Genomic DNA, 25,393 nt, shown 5'->3' on the forward strand with positions numbered 1-25,393 from the left:
TTTAGCTAACCATGTTGTGAGTTTATGTAGTGCATCTGCTCTGATATCGGCTACTGCTTGGTGCGCGTTCCCTTGCGACTGACGTCGTCGCGGGGTCGCATCCGCTTTTTTGTGTGCTTTTGCTAGTTTTTTTACTGCTTTGCGTCTGTTTTTGGAGCCAATAACTTTTTTACTGACTGCACGTTGATGACGAACTAATCTTTTTTTTGCTTTCCTGTAGGCTTTGACATTAGCAAATTTGCTGCCATCAGAACAGGTTGCTAATGTATTTATGCCTATATCTACACCTATAGTTTCTCCAATTTTTTCTGTTAGATAGGATTCAAAATTGTACTTAAAACTGATGTACCAATTATCTGCTTTTTTCGAGATGGTGACGTTTTTTACTCTGTAAGAGGGTAAAATTTCGTATGTTTTTACTATTCCTATTCTGGGTAATTGTATGTAGTTTCCTTGGAAAATCTTAATACTTCCTTCTAAGTAAAAGCTGTCTTTTCTTCCTTTTTTCTTGAAGAGTGGGAATCCACGTCCCCGAATAGTTAAAAAGTTTTTAAATGCCCTTTCTAAATCTCTTAATGCTTGTTGAGGGGCACATTTAGATACCTCATAGTACCAGGGATTAATTGATTTGACTTCGGCTACTAAACGTTTATGCAGGGTGATAGCGCTTGGGCGTTTTTTAGTTTCTTCGTACTCTTTTATGCAAGTTGCTAACCCCCAGTTATAAGCATGACGAGCAACTCCTGCGTGTTTGGCAAGTATTGTTTTTTGTTGATTATTAAGTTTTAGTTTAGTCTTTATTGATTTCATGATTATTGTTTTTGTTGGCACTAAGCGCGCAGTTTTGCTGTTTCATATATAGTTAATAAGTTAGACATAAATCTAGTGTATCACAGTAAATGTCTAATTGTGTCTCACTTTGTCTAATTATTTTAATACTGTTGATAGCCCTCTTGTTTATGATAATTGGCATTGGCGGAGCAAGTGCGGCAGCTATATCGCTACTTAATTATAACCTTGGATAGAAAAGATACCAAATGGTTTCTATACATCTTCCAGCTTGCTTGTCACTCCGTGAGTTATTACTTACTCCGCAAGCGATAACAAATTGCTTTATCAAACCTAACTACTTCAAAATTATCATCAATATTAATCGTTGTTTCTCCCCCTCCCAGAAATAAATAACCGTCAGGTTTTAATAACTGTCGAACTTGGAAAAGAATATTTTGCTTGGTCTTGATATCAAAATAAATTAATACATTTCTTAAAAAGATCAAGTCCATTTTTGGCAAACTATTCCATGTTTTACATAAATTTAGTTGCTGAAATACTATCTGATGACGAATTTCTGCAATGATTTCCCATTGCTTTCCCTGTTGCTGAAAATATTTATTGCGCAAATGAACTGACAATCCTCTATTAATTTGATGCTGATTATAACGTCCAGTTCGTCCTAATTTTAGCATTTGCTCAGAAATATCAGAGGCAATAATTGAAACATTCCAACTGTTAATTACAGGAAAATGTTCCTGTAATAAAATTGCTATACTATAAGGCTCTTGACCACTGGAACAAGCAGCAGACCAAATATTCAGAGAACGTTCGATTTTTCGTTTATTTATTAATTCTGGTAAGATTAATTTTTGCAGAGCTTCAAAAGGATAATTATCCCGAAAAAAAAATGTTTCAGTAGTCATCAAAGCTTCAATTACCCGTTCATGTAAATCATTCCCAGGATAAGTCCGCAGTTTAGCAATTAATTGACTCACAGAATTAAGCTTTTCTGAGCTAGCTATAGGTGTCAAACGAGACTCAACAAAATAAACCTTATCATCTGGTAAAATAACCGATGTTTTTTTGTTAAGAAGTTGACGAATATATTCAAAATCAATAGAATTAATAGACATAAATAGAGCAGGGAGTCAGGAATTGCGGAGATAGTTATAATTCTGTAGGTTGGGTTAAGCGACAGCGCAACCCAACAATAATCAAGAATAATATAGCAATCATAAATTAATAATTAATAATATCAAGTCCAGTAGCATTGTTAGTATATATAGTCATTTAACTTTAGATTGAGACAAAGCTTTCTTGCTATGAGGGAGTTTCAGACGAAAAAACGTCTCATCTTGAAGTTAAACTACTATAAAATTAAGATAACAATGGAAAAAACCTTCTGCTTTCCTAAAATATTCGTAGGGGTTTGGTTTCCAAACCCATTCAACCCGACATGATATAAATAATTCAGGTTGAAAGTCTCTCCTTTTAAGTGGAAAAACAGGAAAAAAATTCCTTTTAGTAAATCTTGTTCTTAAAAAGAAGAGGTAATTCTTAATTGCTGAAATAAAAATGCTGAAATTTTTCTTCCTGTTTCCTAATTCCAAGAGAATTTTACCAAGAATTTATGTTAATTAGGACTTACGCAGAAACCGGATTTATCGAGAAAATTGCGCGATTTGAACAACATAATTAGGGCAGTAAACCCGGTTTCTTTTTTGGGTGCGTAAGTCCTGTTAATGTTGGGCTTCGATTCCTCAACCCAACCTACTACTTTCGATTCCCTAATCAATCAATTCTACCCATAATCTCTTCAGCTAATTTATTTAAAGGCAAAATCTTATCGGCAAGTCCCGCATTAGCAACCATTCCTGGCATTCCCCAGACCACACTACTAGCTTCATCTTGAACTAAAACTTGCCCTCCCACTTCACGAATAGAAGCACAACCATGCAGTCCATCTTGCCCCATACCTGTTAATACAACTCCAAGTACACCCCCTTGATAAAGTTTGGCCACCGAACGAAACAAAACATCCACCGCCGGACGACAGGAATTTTCAGGAGGGGTTTGTGTCGTCTGAATGCGAACCTGTGTACCTTCCCTCACTAAAACAATATGATAATCCCCTGGTGCAATCCAAGCTTCTCCAGATTTAATCACATCTCCGTCTTTCGCTTCATGGACGGGAATTTGACATTGAGAAGATAGCCTTTCTGCTAACCGAGTGGTAAATAAAGGAGGCATATGTTGGACAATGACAATAGGAACCCTCAAATTTGCCGGAAATCTAGGTAAAAGCTGAGATAAGGCTTCAGGTCCTCCTGTAGAAACCCCAATAGCCACAATTTCTACTTTAGAGGACAAGAGCTGAGTGGGAGTCTTTCTTTGCTGTGAAGTAATAGGTGGAGCTAAAGACTCTTTGGGCAAACTAACTCCACGGCCACAGAAAACTTGAATTTTAGGAATTAATTGTTTTCGGATGTATTCAAGAGCAGCCTCTTTGCTGCCCATATTAGCAGGTTTAGTAACGTAGTCATTAGCTCCTAAAGTTAGAGCATCCAATGTAGCCATTGCCCCTCGTTCAGTAATAGCACTAAACATAATTACCGGGAGTTGCTTATAGGTTTGTCTAATTCTTCTTAAAGTTTCTAAACCATCTATTTCTGGCATCTCCACATCAAGTATGATGAGGTCAGGGTTAACTTGAGGAATCTTTGCTAAAGCGATGTGGCCACTTGGAGCTGTGCCTACTACTTCTATCCGATCTGACTCAGACAGGACATTATTTACCATTCGGCGAACAATTACCGAATCATCAACAATGAGAATACGGAGTTTAGGCATAATAACTCAATCTTGACATCCTCCCGACGTTGCGCTTACGCGACAAGGCGGGATTCCTAAACCTCGCGGCTCAGGACTTTCTGCTTCCTAGCACCTGCCTCCAAGGCCAAACCTCTTTCTGGTCTTACGGTCGCTCCACAGACTGACACTGCTAGCCCAGCAGCCTAACTACATTAGGATAGCATACCCTTGTAAGAACCGCAAGATTGATTGGTTTTCTCATACGACGCTCCCCTAATAGCTGCCGCCACCATCCTCCGCCAACGGGAGAGGGCGGGTCTTCAACCAACGTTGAGATAACTTTGATTTTTTCTCCAGCCTATGAGCATGGAAATTCTGGGAATTACTTATTATAGTTTCACGGAAGCTAAAAGTCAGTAGTGGACTGTTTCAACTAAAATGATGCAATAGGAAATCTACGCTTAGATTGGTTCACTGTCGTTTGCTATCGCAAAGCTACGCTAACGCAATGACAATTCTAACGCACTATTTAAGATGAAACAGTCCAGTAGGGGTGATTTCCGTTTGTCATGATCGGCAAATGCGAATCACCTGTACAAAAATCATGCATTAAGATTGTATAGGCTTAAAACTTTGAGAATACAGTAACTTGAGGAAATTATTTCATATAGTTTGAAAACATTTTTGACATCTTTTTTAAAGTGAATTGGTATTAATACTTATTTGTCTACTTAATGGGTGAAGTATTGAGAGTTTTAGTGCCTCGCTCAAGCACTGGAGTAGGATATTCATGCGGAGAGCAAGATAATCCCACTGGCAAATAATTGAATCTTTTTAAATGTAATGGAGCAGGATGCTCCTACTAGAATCTAATTTTCTATTTAATACTTATGGAAACAAAATATGGCTTTAATTCTAATTGCAGATCAATCCCCACAAGAAAGAACAAAACTTCGCAAGATGGTCGAAGAATTAGATCATATTGTTGTTGAAGCAGATGAGGTTAACTATACAAAAGACTTAATTGAAGTCCATCCTATTGACTGTGCTTTACTGGAAAAAAAAATGGTAGACCAAAGTGAATTACAACTTTTTTCTCTCCTAGAAAAGCTCAAAATTCCAGCCATCGCTATTTCTGATGATAATATAGAAACTCCTCAAGGAGCCTTTACTGTTGTACCACATTCTCTGTCCCCTAATCAATTAGCAGAATTTGTTGCCATGGCTCTTAATCAAGATACTTCTTCAAAGTTAAATCAGACTCCTAATTCTTTTGTTTTACCTTCTACTCAAGCCTCATCTTCTAACGAGAGTTGGCAAAGTATTTTCAGTCTTCAAACTTTGCAAAATCTCTTAGCTATTGCCATTGATAAAGCTGGAGTCACCCTGAATGAAATGACTGATTTTCCTATTATTTTCCAAGATACTAAGGTGGAAGCTATCAGTTATCAAAACTTACACAAACAACTAACTAAAATTTTTGGCAATGAAAAAATTTGTGTTACTCAGTTACCATTTTTTGGGGGGTTTTCCGGCACATCTCAATTATTTTTCCTCACAGATAGTGCTAATATTCTCACAGAATTGTTAACTGGAGAAGAACCTGGTAGTGAAGATTTTGAGCAAGCACAAATGGAGATGTTAACTGAAATAGGTAATGTGGTTTTAAATACTGTTATGGGAACTATGAGTAATGCTATGACAAAAAAACTAGAATACGCTGTTCCTCAATATTTAGAAGATACTCTCGAACACCTTTTAGAAAATACGATCGGCTCTTCTGCTCAGACTATTCTCTTAGCACAAGCTCATTTTACAGCTGAAGAAAATGAAATCAAAGGAGATATTATTCTTTTCTTTCAAGTTGCTTAATTTTTTACAGAAATTATAGGCTAAGTACAGGACAAAAATTGAATAACCTGGCAAAAAGATGAAAAAATAAATTTCAGCATTTCAAACCTCTAGCTTTCCTACGGAATGCTGCGCAAACAGTCGGAGGTACTGATAGACTAATAGACATCTCCAAAAATTAAAAATAAAATCAATTATTATCCATAACTTATCAATTATTCTGCCCTGTTCCCTGTTCCCTGTTCCCTGTTCCCTGTTCCGGTGTTCCCTCTTTTCTGGAGATGTCTAATAACTAATAACTGAAATGACCGAAATTCTCAAAGCAACTACTCAATTTAACTTAGTCGATCATGTTCCTGTTGGTTTATGTCTACTGCGACAAGATTTTGTTGTCCTATTTTGGAATCGTTGTCTAGAAAATTGGACAAAAATTTCTAGGAATGACATCATTGGTAAAAGTCTTTTAGACTTTTTTCCTCACCTCAAACAACCTAAATATCAAAGTCGTTTCCACCAAGTTTTTTCTGGGGGATTTCCTGCTATTTTTTCCCCTCAATTACACCCTCCTTTAATTCCTTCTTTCCTTCCCAATGAACAAAGAAGGATTCAACAAACTACTGTTAATGCTATTCCCACTGATGATGGTAATGGTTACTATGCTTTAATGTCTATTCAGGATATTACCGATCTAACAGATCGTATCCAAATTTATCAAGAAGAACTGAAAAAACGCAAATCAATACAAAGAGAATTAGAACGTTCTAATGCTGAATTAGAAAATTTTGCTTATCTTGCTTCTCATGATTTACAAGAACCCTTACGGATGGTGACAACTTTTACTCAAATGTTAGGCCAACGTTACAAAGATAAATTAGATGCAGATGCCAATCAAATTATTGATTTTGCGGTAGATGGAGCTATCCGAATGCAGTCTCTAATCCGGGATTTACTGGTATACTCAAGGGTGGGTAGACTTGGCCAATCCTTTGAGTCAAATGATTGTGAAGAGGTTTTGGATACAGCGTTAAATAATCTTCAGTTGTTGCTCAAAGAAACTAATACCAATATTTGCCGAGACTCCTTACCTACTGTCATGGGGGATAAGTCTCAATTAGTTCAACTATTTCAAAATATCCTAAATAATGCCATTAAGTATCGTAGCGAAAAGCAACCAAATATTGAAATAGGGGTTCGTTCAGAGGATGGCTATTGGCTATTCTCGATTAAGGATAATGGTATTGGTATTTCTCAAGAGTATTTTGAGCGAATTTTTCTGATTTTTCAACGGTTACATACCAGACAAGAATATCCAGGAACAGGTATTGGATTAGCAATATGTCAGAAAATAACTCAACGTCATCAAGGAAAAATTTGGTTAGAGTCAGAATTAGGAAAAGGTTCAATATTTTATTTTACTATTCCTCAATCTATGTCAGAATAAATGTATTTTAAAGTAAGCATTCAGCAGTCAGCAATCAGCTATCAGCTATTGCTTTTAGTTTAGGATAAAAGCAATATTTAATTGTCTTACTACAAAAGTTGCTTCCCTTGCCATTAAAGTCAGTTGTTAATTTAAACACTGTCTTTAAGGAGAAAATCTTGTTGCTGATAGCTGACAGCTAATAGCTGTTTGCGCAGCATTCCGCAGGAAATGCTTACATTTTAAAACTCTAATATTAGAGATTTAATGCCCAATTTTGTAATTAAAATAATGGTTCAAAAAATTAAAGAAGTTAATGTCCTCTTAGCAGAAGATAATCCAGGAGATGTGTTTATTATCAAAGCAGCTCTCAATGAAAATGGTTTGCCTTGTCAACTAGCTGAGGTATCAGATGGCGAAGAAACTATGAAGTTTCTTTATCAAGAAGGAAATTATAGCAATTCTATCCGACCTAATGTAATTATACTAGATTTGAATCTTCCTAAAAAACATGGATTTGATGTCTTGAGAGAAATTAAAGAAAATGAGGAATTAAAAACTATTCCTATCGTTATTTTAACCTCTTCCCAATCGGAAAGAGATATTCTTGAAAGTTACTATCTTAATGCTAGTTGTTATCTGACTAAACCAGTTGATTTGTCAGAATTTACGGCAACAATCAAATCTTTAAAAAACTTTTGGTTTAAATTTGTGCAACTTCCTTGAATTTATAACTATTTTTTAGTAAGCATTTCCTACGGAATGCTTCGCAAACAGCAGTTAGCTAGCCTCTTGCCTCCTTTCCTGCAGAATACTGCGCTCCCCGGAGGAGCTTTGCTAACAGCTATCAGCTATTAATTTATTCTTTTTGAAAGACGAAGTAAAGACGAATTCATTAATTATCAATTATCAATTATCCATTATCCATTAATGAACTACTTCTACAATAAATATATTTCAAAATGTAAGTATATCTGCTTAAGTTTATCTTGTCTATAAATGACTAATACCAATTTTAAAAAAGAATGCTACAAAAAGGTAGATATTAATCGGATATGCTTAAAAATAGCTGCTCCAGTTTATTTTAGATAGTTATATCTATCTTTTTTCCCTTTTTTTCAATATTTACCCCTTCTTGCTTATTCCATTTTCCTTCTTTTTTACTTCTACTATTTGTAACAAACATTTATCACGCTTGGTATAAAGATGTATGATAAACAATCGAAAAAAGCTATAGCAATCCTGGCATTGCTGAATTAAGGTATGAAAGTAGGTTTATAGGGAACAGGGAACACCGGAGCTGGGAACAGCGGTGCGACCCCGCGTCGGCGTTAGCGCAGCTCCTCTGTAAGAGGCTAGACGCAAGCGGTCGGACCCCGCGCCGCCGACAGCTCGCTTGCGGAACGCCGACCAAGAGAGGGAATGCGCACCAAGAGAGGGAACAGTTAATATTAACAAGTAGTTCAAACCATCCAAAATACAAAATCCAAAATATAAAATTATCAAATCATACCCAGAATCAGCAACGTCGCAATCCTAAATAAGTTGCGGGTAATCAAAAAGTAGATAAAAAAACTGAAACTCCCATCTGTTCCCTGTTCCCTAAAAACGGTAAGATTTTTATACACAAATAAAATAGGATTTCTATAGAGATAATAAATGATGAACCAGCAGTTAATCTCGATTCTTCTTGTAGAAGATAATTTAGGAGATGCTTTTTTCCTCCAACAACTTTTGAAAGAATCTCAAATTAGTAACTTTCAGGTAAGTCATTTTGATTATTTAGCAAAAGCTATATCTCATCTAGAAAATGCAACTTGTGATGTAATTTTATTAGATTTACTTTTACCAGATAGTCAAGGATTAGAAACTCTTTTAAACATTGAAGAGAAAGCTCCAAATATTCCTGTTGTGATTTTAACAGGGATGAACGATCAGAAACTAGCTATGGAAGCTGTGAGAAAAGGAGCGCAGGATTATCTGGTTAAAGGACAAGTAACAACTGAGCTTTTAACTCAATCAATTCGCTATGCAATTGAGCGAAAAATAATACAAAAAGAACTGGAAAAACGCACAGAACAATTAGAAAAAACTAATCAAGAACTACAAAAAAGAACTGAGGAATTAGAGGCGGTTAATAAAGAATTAAAAGCTTTTAGTTATACTGTTTCCCATGATTTACGCAATCCTCTAACCAGTTTAAAAGGAATTCTATTTGTTTGGCAAGAAAAATATAAAGATCGGTTTGATACTCAAGACGAACAATTGCTCGATATGATGAATCGAAGCTGTAATCTAATGAATCAACTGATTCAGGATTTAATGTTATTTTCTCATGTTGAAAAACAAAAGGCTTATTTGAGTGAAGTTAATTTAAGTTTATTAGCTAATCAAATTATTCAGCAATTAGAGATGAAATATCCTGACCAAAAGGTAGAAGCTATTGTTGAATCTAATATTATGGCAGTGGCAGATGAAAATCTTGTGTATATTGTTCTAGAAAATCTATTAAATAATGCTGTAAAGTATAGCCAAAAACAAGAAAAAGTAAGAATTGAAGTGGGAAGTTTTTTCAACCCTGATTCACAAGAATTAGAAAATAATCAAGGTGAGGAAACTTCTCAAAAACAGTTGGTATATTTTGTTGCTGATAATGGAGTGGGTTTTGATATGAAAAATGCAGATAAACTCTTTACTCCCTTTGAGCGGTTACATAATAAAAATGAATTTGAAGGTACAGGAATTGGGTTGGCAACTGTGCAACGAATTATTAAACGTCATGGGGGTAAAATTTGGGCAAATTCAGAAGTTGGAAAAGGTTCAACTTTTTATTTTACTATTCCTAATTATTCTCAAACATTGGTTTCATAGAATTCAAAATTCAAAAGTGAGAATTGAATGGCTTAATTTAGGATTCAGAATTTAGAAATAAAGTTGAATTATTACAATAGACATCTCCATTGGTTTCATAGAATTCAAAATTCAAAATTCAAAAGTGAGAATTGAATGGCTTAATTCAGAATTCAGAAATGAATAGCTTAATAAAGTTGAATTATTACAGTAGACATCTCCAAATAATAAAATAAATTATCCATTATCCATTATCCATTATCCATTAATGAAGCCACATTAAAAATTTTCGATAACAGTGAGTAAATCCTGAAAAGAACCCACTTTAAAGAACAGAATAATATCGCCTTTGAGTTGTAACTCCTCAACATCAAATCTTGCCTGGGCTAAAAGAACAGAATTATTAGGTTCTCGCATCGGTACTAGATGTTCAATATCTTCCTCAGTATAAGTAGGAACAGCATAGTGCATTGGTTGGTCTAACATATTACTCATCGACCCCATCACGCCATTAATCACAATATTACCCACTTCAGTCAATGTCCCAATTTTGAGGGTATCTAAGTCAGGACTTTCAACTTCTTCTCCAGTGAGGACAGAAACTAGACTAGCTGCACTTTCCGTGGGAAAAACCAACTGTGCTGTACCAGCAAAAGACCCACTAAAATCCAATTGTACTGAAGATAAAGGATCGTCTCCTAAACGTTGGCTCAATACATCCTGTAGTTCAACTCCTGATAGTACCTGTAACAAAGGCACTTGTAGACGGATACGAAACTCTATCATTTCGTTGAGCATTTTCGCAGCTTGCCCAATACCAACATTAATTAACTCAGTCAGGATATCAAGTTGTTCATCTGTCAGACTTACCACTTTAATTTCCACCTTTTGCTTTTAGTGCTTGAGAAATCGCTTCTTTAATTTCAGGAGGTTTTGGGGGTTTTTGTAACATGGTAAACGCTCCTAATTCTTCACATTGAGCGCGGGCAGCATCTTGAATATCTGCTGATAATACAATAACAGGAATCTTAGAGCCTTCCTCTTGAAGTTTTTTTAGCACCCCAAAACCATCAACTTCTGGCATTAACAAATCAAGGAGAATACAGTCAGGAGCATGACTGGCAAGCATTTCCAAGCATTCTTTACCATTACAAGCTTCTAGAATTTCATGGTTGTCTTCTTTGAGAGCTTTTTTGATCATCCTACGGGCAAATGCCGCATCATCTGTAATTAAAATTAAGGCCATGAATTCGATTTACTACTTATTACCAAATCTAGATTATACCTTATCGTCTTCCTTATAAAAGTCATAGGACTCCCGTTATAATCTCTGATTTAATGGGAGATGAATTTTTGCCAACCAACCAATAAACGACCGTTAGGGCATCCTTATTTTTGAGGATTGTTGTTACCGTTCTTTAATATTCTAGCTTGGGTATCTTGGAAACGTGGGGTATATTTTGACAAAGTTGACAAAAATTATACCTCACAAATTTGTCCAAATTGTGGAGCTAAAACTGGCCCAAAAAACTTGTCTGAACGAATTCATAAATGCCTTGAATGTGGTGTTCAATTAAATCGGGATGTAGCAGCCGCACAAGTGATTTGTTAGCGAGGTCTTACTGCGGCCTTTGCATATCGTAGTTAATGTCTGTGGAGGCGATGCATCGGGGACAGTCAAAGATTGTCTAGATGGCAGCTTAAAAAACAGAAAATCCAAGGCGTAAGTTTTGGGAATCTCCCGTTAAATCAGAGATTATAATGGGAGAGAATGTCAATCACTCAAACGAAATGGAAATAGATGAAGATGTTAAAGCGTTCCTAGTTGACAGTCACGAAACTCTCAATCAGTTAGAGAGTGATTTGGTGGAACTAGAACAACACCCTACAAATCCTGAATTGATGCAACGTATTTATCGATCGCTTCATACCCTCAAAGGAAATAGTGGATTTTTGGGTTTGGATATCCTTCAATCTGTAGCTCATGCAGGAGAAAATTTATTGACCTGTTTGGAAGAGGGTCTAATTATTTTGACTCCTCAGATTACGAGTGTTTTACTTCAGGTGATTGATGCGATTAAACAAATTCTCTCCTGTCTAGAAGCAACGGGAGAAGAGGGGGATGATAATTATGACTCTCTCAAAGAGAGTTTGGCAAGTACCATCTCATCACAACAGACTGAAAAAAACCAAACAGAGGTTTCTTCACCTCCTGAAAACCCTTTGCCTCAGTTGGAAGAAGCAGACAATTCGCCTCAAAAGTCAAGCGTTAGCTATGCTCAACAGAAAGTTTCTCAAGAAGAACAACCACTCCCTGGGGAAACGGAGCAATTATCCCATATTCCAGAGACTTCTTCCATGTCTCCCTCATCAGCAGATTTATGGGAAGATATATCTACTATTTCTGCAACTTCAAATATTTCAGATAGTTATATTCGAGTAGATGTACAACTGCTGAATAAATTGATGAATTTGGTGGGGGAGTTGGTCTTATGTCGCAACCAAATCTTGGAATTTACTAATCAACAGACTGATACTGTTTTTGCTGATACTTCCCAACGTTTAGATTTAGTAACAACAGAATTGCAAGAAGGGGTGATGAAAACCCGAATGCAGCCAATTCGCACGATTTGGAGTAAATTTCCGAGAGTGGTGCGAGATTTATCTGTGTCGTTGGGTAAAGAAATAAATTTAGAAATGGAAGGGGAAGAAACAGAGCTGGATAAAACTTTAATTGAAGCAATTTCTGCTCCTCTAACCCATTTAGTCCGTAACTGTGTGGATCATGGTATTGAACCCTCACATATTAGAAGCAATAAAGGTAAACCCCCCACAGGTAGACTTTGGTTAAGAGCATTCCATGAAAGTGGTTATGTCAATATAGAGGTTGGGGATGATGGGGCAGGAATTGATGTGGAGAAGATTAAAGCGAAAGCTCTGCAACGTCATCTTATTACTAATGAGCAAGCATCCCGTTTAACTCCAAATGAGGCATTAAACCTGATTTTTATTCCAGGATTTTCTACTGCTCAACAAGTCACTAATGTTTCAGGGCGTGGGGTGGGGATGGATGTAGTCCGAACCAACATCGAAAAAATTAGTGGCACTATTGATATTTCCAGTCAAGTTAATCGAGGAACTACTTTTAAATTAAAAATTCCCCTGACTCTAGCTATTATCCCTACTTTAATTATTACAACTAATGGCGATCGCTATGCCCTCCCCCAAGTCAGTTTATTAGAATTAGTCCGTCTGGAAGGGGAAGATGCGAAAAAAGGGGTAGAAATGGTTCATGGTGCCCCTGTTTATCGTTTGCGGGGTCATCTTCTACCTCTGATATATTTAAAGGACGCATTACAATTAGAAGCAAACCATTCCCACCGTTATCCTCTGGCAACTCCCTGGTTAGAGGGTTCAAATCTCAAGGGGCAAAATCACAACCTGGATATTCTAAATATTGTTGTTCTGCAAGCTGCAAATCAGTCTTTTGGTTTAGTAGTTGATGCTATTAATGATACTCAAGAAATTGTGGTTAAACCCCTAGGAAAACAGCTTAAAGGGATTTCTTGTTTTGCCGGAGCAACAATTATGGGAGATGGAAGGGTAGCATTAATTTTAGATGTTCAGGGATTAGCTGAAACTGTTCATGTAATTTCAGAAGAAAAAGATTCTCACATAACAGCAGCACAAGCAGAATTTCAAGAAACCTCTAATGAATTGGAGATGTTATTATTATTTGCTGGACCTGATAATCGACGGATGGCTATTACGAGGTCTAGGGTTGCTCGTTTAGAGGAATTTCCTATTGCTTCTGTGGAACGTATTGGTAATCAAAAGGTGATTCAATATCGAGAACAAATCTTACCTTTAATTTATTTATCAGAGCTTCTTGGTAGAAATCAATTATCTTCTCAAAGCAAAAATGTTTCTGAATTATCAACTATTCAAGTAGTGGTTGTAGCAATGGATGAAGATAATTTCGTAGGATTTGTAGTGGGACAAATTCTAGATATTGTGGAGCAAGAAATTAAGATTAAAGGTGCTGCTACTGAAAAGGGAATTAATTATGCAGCAGTTATTCAGGGAAGGGTGACAGAAATTTTGGATGTGGAGGAAGTGATTAAGATAGCTATAGCAATCAGGAATGAATAGAGATTACTGTGAAAAATGAAAAACAAAAACAAAATTTATGTAGCGATCGCTTAGATTAGTATGGGCTATATATAGTGTATTTGCGTAAGTACTCTACTAATATCATGTTCGGATGATCGCTTATAATAAAGTCAAAATCATTATAGTAGAGATCTTCAGATGTTATGGCCAAACGAATTGCGATATAGCTGCCGCTAGGCTCCGCCAACGCAAACTACCTAAGTGCTCAAGAGTTGCTGGTTCATGATCGCCAGGCCACAAATGTCACCGAACGTACCCATTACCAAATAATTTGGTTATTGGTGAGAGGAAAAACACCACTAGAAGTGGCCCAAGTCACGGGTTACAGTAGAACTTGGATTTATCAGTTAGTTAAACGCTACAACCAATGGGGCACAAAAGGTTTGGGAGACGGGCGCCGTCACAACCGGGGACAGGAGGCAATATTAACAGATTTACAACAAGCTCAACTGTGGCAAGTGCTCTATGAAAAATCACCGGATGGTGGATTGTGGAACGGTCGTAAAGTAGCCGATTGGTTAAGTGAACTGACTGGAAAACAGGTAAGTCGGTATCGAGGATGGGAATATCTCAAACAAATGACCCGATCGCTTACGTGTTCCTCGGCCTGAACATGGTGAATCTGACCCACTCGAACCAGAAAATTGGAAAAAAAACTGGATTTGAAAGTTAAGTAACTTCTGCGCTCGATACCCAGAGGCTGAAATTGAAGTTTGGGGAATGGACGAGCATCGTCTTGGGCTTCATCCGGTATTGCGTCGAGTTTGGGTTCCTTTTATGAGAGCAACCAATTGCCTCTGTCTGTGAGACAAAAATATAAATGGATGTGGTTGTATGGGTTTGTACACCCAGAATCAGGAGAAACCTATTGGTGGATTCTACCCCATCTCAACACAAGAATATTTAATCAAGTTTTAGATGATTTTGCCACTGAATATGGTCTTGGGAAGAATAAAAGAGTTCTGCTGGTCATCGATCAAGCCGGTTGGCATACCAGTCATAGTTTGAAGATACCAGAGGGTTTGGATTTAATCTATTTACCTGCTAAATCACCAGAACTACAACCAGCAGAACGTTTGTGGCCTTTAACTAATGAAGTTGTGGCCAATAGCTCTCCTCTTTCTTTAGATGAACTTGAAGAACTATTAGTCTTTCGGTGTCAACAATTAATGAAACAGCATGATTTAATACAAGGACTAACTTGTTTCCATTGGTGGCCTCAAACTAGGGCTGTTCAGTTATAAACCCTCGTCAGAACATAAAGGTAGTTGGCTAGCGCAATTCTTTCGGCCATAACATCTGAATATCTCTACTGTAATGATTCTGACTTTATTATAAGTGATCATCCGAACATGATATAATTAATAATTTATGCACGATCATTGATTTTATTTTTTACTATAGCAGTCGAAGCAAAGATTAGGACAGATAAAAAGCTTAAAACTCAGACAAATTAATACTTTTCCTTCTTCCTTCTTTCTTCTGCTATATTAAGCATTTCCAGAAAAGAGACAGTAGGCAGTAGGCAGTAGGGAACCCACCCCTAACCACTCCCAGGAGAGGAAATAATTGATAATTTATGTACGATAATTGATTTTATTTTTTATTATTGGAGATGTCTAGCGATCAAAAAAACTTTTCCTTTCTAATCTTTCCTTCCCTTCTGCCTTCTGCCTTTTGCCTTTTGCCTTTTTCAAGATAATTCTGAACTTAAAATATGGTCAGTTTTTAGTGTGACAACAGTTGGTATATGTATACTAAAAGTAGAGCCAACATCAACAGAGCTTTCTACCGTAATTTTTCCACCCATCATTTCACAAAATTTTTGACAGATAGACAACCCCAAACCAGTTCCACCGTACTTACGAGTAGTAGAGTTATCAGCTTGTACAAAAGGCTGAAATACCTTTTCAATCTGCTCTGGAGTCATACCTATGCCAGTATCCGTTACACTAAAAATTATCTGATTTAATGTCTGATTATCTGAAATATTAGCCGAATCTACTTCCAATGTGCTACTACCATTTCCATTATGATCTATACTGTGTTTCCGAACTACTTTTAAAGTGATGATACCTTCGTGAGTAAACTTGCTAGCATTACTCAATAAGTTAATTACAACTTGCTTAATTTTTGTTCGGTCAGAAACCATAGTTCCAATTTCACTACTACAATGCATCTCAAAAGAGTTACCATTTTTCTTAATCAGTGGTTGTACAATGCTTTGGACTTCTTTGATTAAAGTCAAGATATCAAATTCTTCTTCATATATGGTCATCTCACCTGATTCTACCTTAGAAATATCTAGGATATCTTGAATAATTGTTAGCAGATGTAAACCAGAGTTTTTAATTTGCTCCAGATCTGGAATAAATTCTTCATAGCCTAAATCTTCAGCATCTTCTCGTAGTAGATCGCTATAGCCAATAATAGCGTTAAGAGGTGTTCTCAACTCATGGCTCATACTAGCAAGAAAGCTACTTTTGGCTTTGTTAGCACCTTCTGCAGCTTCTTTTGCTTGTTGCAACTCTATACTAGCTAACTTACTTTCTGTAATATCTCTAACAATAGCTAAAACTTCATTTTGACCACTTGCCAATATTCTGGCTTCAAAATGATGGCGTTTTCCATGAACAAACCACTCATATTCAAATATTTGAATATCTCCTGTTTGTAGTGCTTCCTCAAGATATTCTAAATATTGTTTTGCAGCATTTTCTGGTAAAACTTCGGAAACTTTTTTACCGATTAATTCATCACTAGACCAGGGTAAATAATTTTTTCTAGAAGGTTTATAGTAGAGAAAAACCCCATTTTTGCTGAATCGGAAAATTACATCTGGAATAGCATCAAGCAGCGTTCTATTTTTATCCTCGCTTTGACGTAAATCTTCTGCTCTTTGTTTTAAACTACGAATTAGCTCCTCTTTGTTATGAATTAGCTCTCTAAGTTGATAAGTCATACTATTAAAAGACTTTGCCAATACAGCTAATTCATCTCCGGTACAAATCTCCATCTTTTGAGTTAGGTCTCCAGAGGCAAAACGTTTAGTAACTACAGTCATTTCCTGTAGAGGTTCAGTAATAGAGCGACTAATTAACAATGCCAGAAAAGTCCCTGCAGTAGCAGCCACAGCTGCTACTATCAGACCTTGATTACGCACAGCAGCAATTTTTTGATTTAAAGGAGTTGTAGATAAACCTACACTCACAGCTCCCAGTCTTTTCCGCCCAATAACTACTGCCTTACCAGCAAGGAGTTGAGTAGACCCCCACTCAAAAATTGTTTCATCGCTTTCTAGTAAACGCAAGCCAAAAGGATCGGGTTTGATATTGTAAACCAAAACATCTTCACCATAAGCATCAGCAACTATTCTTCCTTCTTTTTCGTAAATACGGCCTGCCGCTAATACTCGATCTTCTCCAAGCTGCTCCATGATTTCTTCCATAAAATCAGCATCTAGCCTGTAGAGAGAATCTCGAACTGTTATAGATATAGTATTGAGTAAGATTTCCGCCTGTTTTTGCAATTCAGTACGAAAATTTTGTTGCTGACGGTGAACAGATAGCCAAGTGACACCGGCCACTACCATGACTACTAAACCTGTCATGGCTAGCGTTAACTTGGTGGCTAGCGATCCTTGTCCAATCCTGAATAAGCCCATCTAATTTACCTGTTTTGAACCAGTTCATACAGTTCTCGCATTCTTTCTATACTTGATTCTGGAGGAAAATCATCGAATTTGGCTGTCTTTTCAAACTTCTTCAACACTTCTCTTCCCTCTGCCGTTCGATCCATTTCAGTTAAAATAGTTTTGATGGCCTCAAGCATTTCCGGTTTCATATCAGGTCTAACTAAAACTATATGACGAGCTACTTTTTCACTTTCTACTAAAACCATCATTGCTTCTCGGTTTACTTCCGGAATCTCCATAAAAGTACCGATGTCAACTGCACCAGCAGCAACTTTTCTACTAATTACCCATTGGATAGTATTTTCATCATCATCAGTAAAAACAAATCCTACTTCATCAGCGGATACTGTTGAACTAGCCGATCTCTTCTCTTGAGGATTTAAATCATTTTCTATTAGCAAAGAAGTAGGCAACATATAACCTGAGGTAGAGCTAATTTCATCAAAACCAATTATCTTTCCTTTTAGATCCTCTAAGGATTCAATCCCACGATCCTTCATGGTAAAAATGACAGTATGATAATCTGGAACACCACCTTTCCAACGACGTAGAATTGGTTTGGCATTAGAGCGATCGCTCACAATCATTGCTGGATAAGGACTGTCAAAATAAATATCTACTTCTCCTGAAGTAAGTGAGTTGGCCATTTCTTGTAAGTCAGAAGCTATTTCGACATCCCCTGCTTTGACTCCAAATTGGCCTAGTCTTTCTGCCAAGTAGTCTGCTAAAGGTTGATAGCGTTTAATCTTTTTGGAAGGATTATTAGAAATATCAGCAATAACTATTGTGCTTGGGTCTGGAGTGCTAGCTAACAGCTTTGGGTTTAATGCTGATGATTTTAAGCTAGAGCTGACTAAGGCCATGACCATGCCAAAGAGTGATAGTTTCACAAAAAGCCTGCGTAACATTTTCTCCACTTCTCCATTATTTATAGTTGTAACTTTACAGTTGTAACTCAAATAAATTCACGAACAAAAGCTTTAATCAGGTAATTTTTTCATAGGTCTATCCATATTTGGCCAGGGAAAGTACATATTAGGTATAGTATTAGTTCTGTAATTGCCAATGATTAGTCTAGTTACTAAACTTGAACACTTGAGTGATTTTGTTGAGTATTTGGCCATCAATCTTAGTTAGGGATCTTGATTGTCACTTTTTTGAAAACATCACAGATATTTATCTATCCTAGCAAGATTCTTGGAGGGCTGTAAGCCAGATGTATTAGAGCCGATCTTTATGCCGACCTCATACAACTATTATTACTTTGTAAATAGCCACTCAAAATAGCTACTTCAAATTAATCAACAATATATGAAGATTTGATGAAGTTTACTCATAACTATTGCATATTTATAAGTAGTAATGCAATTATTGATAGAGTCTAAATCAGAATAGTATTTTTTACTCATACCAAATTCATAATTAAGTTGCATAGAATAATATGTTAATCAGAGTTAACTGTAGATGAAGAAAGACGAGTTAACAAATTTCATCATTCTGTGGAACGTCACATAAATTTTGTATCACAATACTGTTAACTCAGTGAAAATGTTCATAGAGATTATTATATTATTGAAATTTCATATACATATATAGTTTAAGTGTTTTTACAAAGTAGTAAGCTTGTTTAGGATTTAAATTGAGTATATGAATATTGAATTATTAAGGTTGATAACTGAAAAAACTCTTCCTATTAAGCATTCTCTTGAGCAATTTCTCCTGTATTACCAAAATAAATACATCTTAGCTGATTAAACTTTAGCAATATTGAAAAAATTACCAGTAATTAAGGCAGGAAAATGTATATTAAAAAATTTTATACATTCTCTTTGTCCTAAAAATACTAGCCCTGAAAACAACCATAACATGGTTGAAAAAAAACTTATGTAGAAGATACCTGAATAATTGCAAAAATACATTTAATTAGGAGATACATAATCAATGAAAAACAATCGGGATAAAATTAAACATACTCATGTATTAGGAAAAATTATTGAAGTAACTTTACCATCAAGTATGGCGATCGCCTTGATGGCAGCACCAAGTACAGCTATGGGTTTGAGTTTTACACCAGTAGGTACTTATGCTACAGGCGTATTTGATGAGAGTGCGGCAAGAATAACAGCCTTCGATCCAAATAGTGAAAGGCTTTTTGTTGTTAACGACGACTCACTGGCAATAGATGTTTTGAATATCAATAATCCCGAAACTCCAGAACTGGATTTTAGTATAGATTTAAGTCTATTGGGTAATTTTGGTGGTGTCAATAGTGTTGCTTATAGTAACGATCTATTTGCCGTTGCTGTTGAAAATGATACAATCACAGACCCTGGAGAAGTTTTATTCTTTGATAAAGATGGCAGTCTCTTAAATCGAGTAATAGTGGGTGCTTTACCCGATATGCTGACTTTTACACAAGATGGCACTAAGCTACTCGTGGCCAATGAAGCCGAGCCAGAAGGTTATGAAGAAGGAGATGTAGATCTAGAAGGCTCTGTTAGTATCATCGATATGTCTAATGGCGTAGGAAATATTACTCAGAGTGATGTAACTTTTGCAGGTTTCCAGGCTTTTAACGCTCAAGTAGATCAACTACGAGCAGAAGGTGTAAGAGTATTTGGCCCTGGTTCAACAGTAGCCCAAGATTTGGAGCCAGAGGCGATCGCTATTTCTGAAGATGGAACAACAGCTTGGGTAACATTACAAGAAAATAATGCTATAGGTATACTCGATATAGAAACAGCTACATTTACAGATATTGTTGCCCTTGGTTTTAAGGATCATAGCCTACCTGGTAATGGGATAGATGGTAGCGATCGAGATGGTGTAGTTAATATTGATAATTATCCTGTATTTGGGATGTATCAACCAGATGAAATTGCTAGCTATACAGTGGGGGGAAAAACTTACCTGGTGACAGCCAATGAGGGTGATAGCCGTGACTATGATGGGTTAGATGAAGAAACAGAAGTGGCAGATGAGGATCTAGATCCAAATGCTTTCCCAAATGCTGACATACTCCAGCAAGATGAGACTATAGGGCGTTTGGAAATTACAAATACCCTGGGTGATACAGATGGTGATGGTGACTTTGATGAACTATATGCTTTTGGTAGTCGTTCCTTCTCTATTTGGGATGAAGTAGGAAATTTGGTTTTTGACAGTGGGGATGATTTGGAACAGATAACGGCTAAATTATTTCCTGAATTCTTCAACTCCAATAATGATGAAAATGATTCCTTTGATAATCGGAGTGATAATAAAGGCCCAGAACCTGAAGGTATAACTATTGGTATAATAGGCAATCGTACTTTAGCCTTTATTGGTTTAGAAAGGATTGGTGGCTTTATGACCTACGATGTTAGTAATCCATTAGCTCCTAAGTTTGTTAGCTACACAAATAATCGTGACTTCCAAGGAGATCCCGAAAATGGTACTGCTGGCGATTTAGGGCCAGAGGGATTAACATTTATTAGTGCAGAAGATAGTCCCAATGGTACAGCTTTGTTAGTAGTGGCTAATGAAGTTAGTGGTACAACTACTATTTATGAAATTAATTCTGTACCTGAACCAAGTACAATTTTTGGTTTGTTGGTATTCGGAGGCGCAGGACAGTTATTGTTGAAGCGTAAGAACAAAACTACTAAAGAAAATTCTGTCTTTTGATGATGCTTAGATAATCAATGTTAATCAAATCTTCTGTAGGGACGTTCCATGGAACGTCCCTACGCTTATCAGGAAAGGCAGAGGGCTAGAGGTAGCTATGCTGTTTGTGCAGCATGATCTAGGAAAGGGAATTCTGAGTCTTGACCTCTGCTCGTGAACAAAGGGAACAAGGGTATAAAACTCTATCAAAATGTTCCTTCTGTCCTCTGCCTTCTGCCTTCTGCCTTCATTTATATTATAGATTATTAAAATTAGCTGGACCTTGATAACCAGAGTATTTTGCTAAATTCTCTAAAGAAACTGTACCTTCGTAAGACTGACCATTAATTTTCCAAGTCGGATATGCGGTAATGTTGGATGCGATACATGAGCTTTGTTGAGGGTTTTTGCCTTTAGGATCGCACTCAATATAATTAAGTTTACTAACAGCTTCTTTACCAAACAACTGCTTTTGGTCTTGACAGTGACCGCACCAATAAGCACCATACATTTTTGCTCCCATTTCTGTCAGATGTTCTGCTAAAGCAATTTTTGCCGGAGTCGAAGTAGTTGTAACTGCATAAATATCTTGCTTGTCAGCAACAGGGCTATGAATTGGAGCATAAACCGCAAATGTTCCTACAAGAGTAACCATTCCAACAATAATAGCGGTAAAGATTAATTGCCCAACATCTTCCCAGTCACGACCGATTAATGCTAAAACAAATAGAGCTACAGAACAAATAGCCGAACCGATGCAATAAAAACACAGAGATTTAATCTCAAATGCCATGATGTACATTAAATAGCTACTGAAGATAGTCATGGATACACCACCCACAAACATCAATAACCAACTCCAGTTTTCTAGTTTTGAGCGTAACTCCTTCTGAGAATCTGGGTTAATTACCCAAGGACCGATCGCCATTGTTCCCATGCCAGCATAAGCTATAAAGCCAAATAGAGCTAGAGGTAAACCAAAAATCATAGCATAAGGACTTTCAAGTACTTTATCGCAACCACCCACAGGACAAGTCACGACTCCTCCCATGAATTTTTCTATAGCGAGATAGGCTGTAATTATTGCCCCTACTGTTGAAATACCAGCAATAATAAAACGTGAATTACGATGAATCCAGGGTTTAGACCGTTTACTACGCATTTCTGCCTCCTTGTTTAGTACAGTTTTTTTTCATGTTATCTTTTCTTTTGCGGGTTTAATACTCCACTGTCAACGGGAGTACTTAAAATTGTTTGGGGCTATAAGACACGGAGTGGCATGTCGAAGACTATAAGCAATTTTTTTTTCTGCCTTCTGCCTTCTGCCTTCTGCCTTCTGCCTTCTTCAATGACTTTCCGATTAACTGGACAGTCAAATATAAAGTTTCATAGTAAATAATTTTATCTGACTTTTCAAAATGTGTTGATGGCCAAAGAAGAAAGTTTTTAGCGACACGGAGTTTTATCCCTATCTTAATTCTAATATGATATCATCTCAAGTCCGGTAGCATCGGTGTAATAAGATAGTGAATCAGAATCGGTGAATTTCCTACGGAATGCTCCGCAAACAGAAGGGAAGAGAACTCAAATTTTTTTCCGCTCTGGGTGAAGATGGAATATTTTTTTATACCGAATTAAACGGATTTGATATCATATCTCAAATTACCAACACCAACTTGCTATGTAGTGGAAAATTTTTCTCTACCAAAATCTGCCACAAAAAAAGGCGATCGCTTGCCTACTCCATAAAAATAAAAAGTCAGCGATCGCGCTTTTTGTTCTTTATGAGCAAGCTTGCTGAAGGTCATTTTAATTATCAGTTGTCAAAAGTTTACTAACTTACTATTAGATCAAGAACTATATGCTTTATGCTTCGATGGCTGTTTTAGGACTTATAGCGCTATGCATTAAGGTTAGGACATTTCTACATATTCTTAGCAGAGCTTTTCCGCAGGAAAAATCCTTTGACAGTTTACTATTCCCTATTCCCTAGTGCGTGGCACCATAACATCAATTTTTTGTAGAGTTAAAGATTGAATAGCTACATATTCAATTATACACGATCGACTTAATTTTGTAAATTTTTACTGGCAAAACTTTTTATTTTTGCTTTTTATCATTTTGAAAATTGCCGTTAAAAGCTCATACTAAGTCCGATTGTAATAGTTTTTCTCCTTTTATTGCTCTGTTTGTCCACAATTAATACTTATTTACTTTCCTTCTAAATAGCAACTTAAATGTTTACTTATTTTGCATATTTGCAGACATATTTTTTTTTGAGGAATAGTCATATTATTCTCTTGACAATTTAAGTAGATAACTGTAAAATTTTACTTACATAATCGCAGCAAAAAATCAAGAATAATTATATCATAAAGATTGATTTTTTTTATTAATTTTTATTGATATTGAGACAGCATAAACTAATATTAATAATGACCATGTTTTGATTGAGAATTTATACTTAAACAAATCAAAAATCGCTCATAAAATGAGAAAAAAAATAGCAAAAAGTATAGTAGTTAACAATAAATGATCTGAACTTAGAGATATAAAAAGAATATAGATAGTAACTAACTATCCAGCAAGTAAACCGAATTACAGGAGATCATTTATAATGAAAAGGTACTTAATCCTATCTGCACTAGCTTCTCTCGGTATTTTCTTACAAGCAGGATCAGCTAATGATCAGTATGAATGTGATTTTAGATATAAAGTTGGCGCAAATGATTGGGTTAATGAAAGTGCCAGTGCAACAACTCGTTCTCTTGCTAAAAGTTCAGTTGCCAGCATCCTAGAAAGTAAAGAAGCTAGAGCAAATAGAGAAGGTAAAAGTTTTGATTCAAGTAGCTTATTTTGTGAAGAAGTACTTGGGGATTAATGTGATAGTTTTTCTAGAAACTAAAATTCCTAATAACTCTATTGCTTTTGAGCTTTAAAATTAGGTAAAGCTTAAGCGATAAAGTTAGTGAACATCCAAACAAAAACTTTCATTTTAGTGTGGTAAATACTGAAATCAAGCTCTAAGAGTAGTTGCTATTTATAGGAGTTCCCTGTTTCCAGAGGGGACTTTTTTTTTGACTTATATAGCGGAAGGAACAGGGAAGAAGGCAGAAGGCAGAAGGTTTTCTACTAACTAATTAGGGCTTACCGATCTAATCTAAAAGCATTGACATATAAAGACTTTAGTCTTTTTTTTGTCGAATTGTAGTGTGCCTGTTTCAGTTATCAGTAGTATGATGATTGATGACTATAATATCCAAACTATCTATGTCCCAAAATCAACTGTTACTTACACCGGGCAATCTCTGGGAAAAACTGAAACAACAAACTGAATATGCTCTAAAATGTGGTGCACTTCAACCTATACCTACTGAATACGAGTTTGTGCAACAGAATAATATTCGCTTCCTAGTACGCATTTTGTCTAATTTATCCCGGAAAGATGAAGCCAAAAAACAGCAGAAAAAAAACAAAGCTGAGACTGGCAAAGATTTTAACCCCTTTCTACCTTATGAGCAGGATTTATTTGTTGCCGATATCTCTAAAACTCATTTGTGTTTGTTGAATAAGTATAACGTTGTAGATAATCATCTACTTATTGTGACTAGAGAGTTTGAGGAACAAGAAAATTTGCTTAATTTGCAAGACTTTCAGGCTTTGGGTTGCTGTATGGGAGAATTTGATGGTTTGGCATTTTACAACGCTGGGAAAACCGCAGGTGCGAGTCAACGTCATAAACATTTACAAATGATACCTCTGCCAATGGTTTTGGATGGAGAGAGAATACCCATAGAAAGAGCGATCGCTACTGCTACCTTTGATAATGGTATAGGTGTTACGTCTGAGTTTCCTTTTCGACACGCTTTGGCTAAATTAGATTCTGGTTGGATAAATTCCCCTGTTGACTTTGCTAGTGAAATTTTGGCATCTTATTTTGCTTTACTCAAAGCTGTGGGGATAGAAGATGGTGATGAGATGAGTGGGAAACAGTCTGGTGATTATAATCTTTTGATGACGCGAGAATGGATGTTAATTGTGTCGCGATCGCATGAGAGTTTTCAGTCTATTTCTGTTAATAGTTTAGGTTTTGCGGGTGCTTTATTAGTAAAAAATCAGCAACAGATGAAAATTATTAAGGAGCATAAACCTTTAAATATTCTTCGTGATGTGGC

General features: G+C 36.3%; 17 protein-coding genes and 2 pseudogenes. 10 read left to right on the forward strand and 9 right to left on the reverse strand.

Translation table 11 applies throughout. From position 1 onward, the window contains the following. The 3 genes from AC3DU7_RS03220 to AC3DU7_RS03230 form a co-directional block, all read right to left on the reverse strand. Positions 1-810 (reverse strand): RNA-guided endonuclease InsQ/TnpB family protein (locus AC3DU7_RS03220; RefSeq protein WP_488037926.1); only part of this gene is annotated, 810 nt, incomplete at its 3' end. Positions 811-1,082: 272 nt separating this feature from the next. Next, a complete protein-coding gene (locus tag AC3DU7_RS03225; RefSeq protein WP_488037927.1) occupies positions 1,083-1,907 on the reverse strand; it encodes a CheR family methyltransferase in 825 nt (274 codons plus the stop codon). A gap of 658 nt (positions 1,908-2,565) precedes the next feature. Then, positions 2,566-3,624: a protein-glutamate methylesterase/protein-glutamine glutaminase gene (locus AC3DU7_RS03230; protein WP_488037928.1), complete on the reverse strand. Its 1,059-nt coding sequence runs from the start codon at positions 3,622-3,624 to the stop codon at positions 2,566-2,568. An 864-nt stretch (positions 3,625-4,488) separates the two neighbouring features. Between AC3DU7_RS03230 and AC3DU7_RS03235 the strand changes: the two genes are divergently transcribed. The 4 genes from AC3DU7_RS03235 to AC3DU7_RS03250 all read left to right on the forward strand — a co-directional run bounded on the left by AC3DU7_RS03235 (position 4,489) and on the right by AC3DU7_RS03250 (position 9,727). Next, the gene (locus AC3DU7_RS03235) at positions 4,489-5,457 is read left to right on the forward strand and encodes a hypothetical protein (protein ID WP_488037929.1); all 969 of its coding nucleotides are present in this window, start codon (positions 4,489-4,491) and stop codon (positions 5,455-5,457) included. 283 nt (positions 5,458-5,740) lie between these two features. After that, positions 5,741-6,877 carry a PAS domain-containing sensor histidine kinase gene (locus AC3DU7_RS03240; protein ID WP_488037930.1) on the forward strand — a complete coding sequence of 379 codons (1,137 nt, stop codon included), beginning with the start codon at positions 5,741-5,743 and terminating at the stop codon, positions 6,875-6,877. Between the two features lie 270 nt (positions 6,878-7,147). Then, positions 7,148-7,582 carry a response regulator gene (locus AC3DU7_RS03245; RefSeq protein WP_488037931.1) on the forward strand — a complete coding sequence of 145 codons (435 nt, stop codon included), beginning with the start codon at positions 7,148-7,150 and terminating at the stop codon, positions 7,580-7,582. A 933-nt stretch (positions 7,583-8,515) separates the two neighbouring features. Further along, on the forward strand, positions 8,516-9,727 hold the full coding sequence (locus tag AC3DU7_RS03250) for a sensor histidine kinase (RefSeq protein ID WP_488037932.1): 1,212 nt from the start codon (positions 8,516-8,518) through the stop codon (positions 9,725-9,727). Positions 9,728-9,985: 258 nt separating this feature from the next. Here AC3DU7_RS03250 and AC3DU7_RS03255 read toward each other — a convergent pair whose 3' ends face one another. Both AC3DU7_RS03255 and AC3DU7_RS03260 read right to left on the reverse strand, forming a co-directional pair. Then, a complete protein-coding gene (locus tag AC3DU7_RS03255; RefSeq protein WP_488037933.1) occupies positions 9,986-10,579 on the reverse strand; it encodes a chemotaxis protein CheC in 594 nt (197 codons plus the stop codon). A 1-nt stretch (position 10,580) separates the two neighbouring features. Continuing rightward, positions 10,581-10,952, reverse strand: coding sequence for a response regulator (locus AC3DU7_RS03260; RefSeq protein ID WP_488037934.1), 372 nt, complete (start codon positions 10,950-10,952; stop codon positions 10,581-10,583). A gap of 168 nt (positions 10,953-11,120) precedes the next feature. Here AC3DU7_RS03260 and AC3DU7_RS03265 point away from each other — a divergent pair. The 3 genes and pseudogenes from AC3DU7_RS03265 to AC3DU7_RS03275 all read left to right on the forward strand — a co-directional run. Then, positions 11,121-11,318 (forward strand): annotated as a pseudogene (locus AC3DU7_RS03265) (zinc ribbon domain-containing protein); the annotation flags it as partial. A 179-nt stretch (positions 11,319-11,497) separates the two neighbouring features. After that, a complete protein-coding gene (locus AC3DU7_RS03270; protein ID WP_488037935.1) occupies positions 11,498-13,858 on the forward strand; it encodes a chemotaxis protein CheW in 2,361 nt (786 codons plus the stop codon). A gap of 188 nt (positions 13,859-14,046) precedes the next feature. Then, positions 14,047-15,123: pseudogene (locus tag AC3DU7_RS03275) on the forward strand (IS630 family transposase). A gap of 449 nt (positions 15,124-15,572) precedes the next feature. Here AC3DU7_RS03275 and AC3DU7_RS03280 read toward each other — a convergent pair. Beyond that, positions 15,573-17,543, reverse strand: a complete 1,971-nt coding sequence (locus AC3DU7_RS03280; RefSeq protein WP_488037936.1) for an ATP-binding protein — start codon at positions 17,541-17,543, stop codon at positions 15,573-15,575. Between the two features lie 5 nt (positions 17,544-17,548). Then, a complete protein-coding gene (locus AC3DU7_RS03285; RefSeq protein ID WP_488037937.1) occupies positions 17,549-18,481 on the reverse strand; it encodes a phosphate/phosphite/phosphonate ABC transporter substrate-binding protein in 933 nt (310 codons plus the stop codon). Positions 18,482-19,514: 1,033 nt separating this feature from the next. Here AC3DU7_RS03285 and AC3DU7_RS03290 point away from each other — a divergent pair. Continuing rightward, the gene (locus AC3DU7_RS03290) at positions 19,515-21,239 is read left to right on the forward strand and encodes a choice-of-anchor I family protein (protein ID WP_488037938.1); all 1,725 of its coding nucleotides are present in this window, start codon (positions 19,515-19,517) and stop codon (positions 21,237-21,239) included. Between the two features lie 235 nt (positions 21,240-21,474). On the opposite strand, the gene AC3DU7_RS03295 is transcribed toward AC3DU7_RS03290, so the two are convergent. Then, positions 21,475-22,380: a vitamin K epoxide reductase family protein gene (locus AC3DU7_RS03295; protein ID WP_488037939.1), complete on the reverse strand. Its 906-nt coding sequence runs from the start codon at positions 22,378-22,380 to the stop codon at positions 21,475-21,477. Between the two features lie 517 nt (positions 22,381-22,897). After that, the gene (locus AC3DU7_RS03300) at positions 22,898-23,026 is read right to left on the reverse strand and encodes a hypothetical protein (RefSeq protein WP_488037940.1); all 129 of its coding nucleotides are present in this window, start codon (positions 23,024-23,026) and stop codon (positions 22,898-22,900) included. Positions 23,027-23,835: 809 nt separating this feature from the next. Between AC3DU7_RS03300 and AC3DU7_RS03305 the strand changes: the two genes are divergently transcribed. Together AC3DU7_RS03305 and AC3DU7_RS03310 are read left to right on the forward strand one after the other, a co-directional pair. Further along, the gene (locus AC3DU7_RS03305) at positions 23,836-24,099 is read left to right on the forward strand and encodes a hypothetical protein (RefSeq protein WP_488037941.1); all 264 of its coding nucleotides are present in this window, start codon (positions 23,836-23,838) and stop codon (positions 24,097-24,099) included. Between the two features lie 389 nt (positions 24,100-24,488). Then, the coding region (locus tag AC3DU7_RS03310; protein ID WP_488037942.1) for an ATP adenylyltransferase family protein at positions 24,489-25,393 on the forward strand (905 nt) is incomplete at its 3' end.

It is taken from the genome of Okeania sp. (assembly GCF_983059655.1).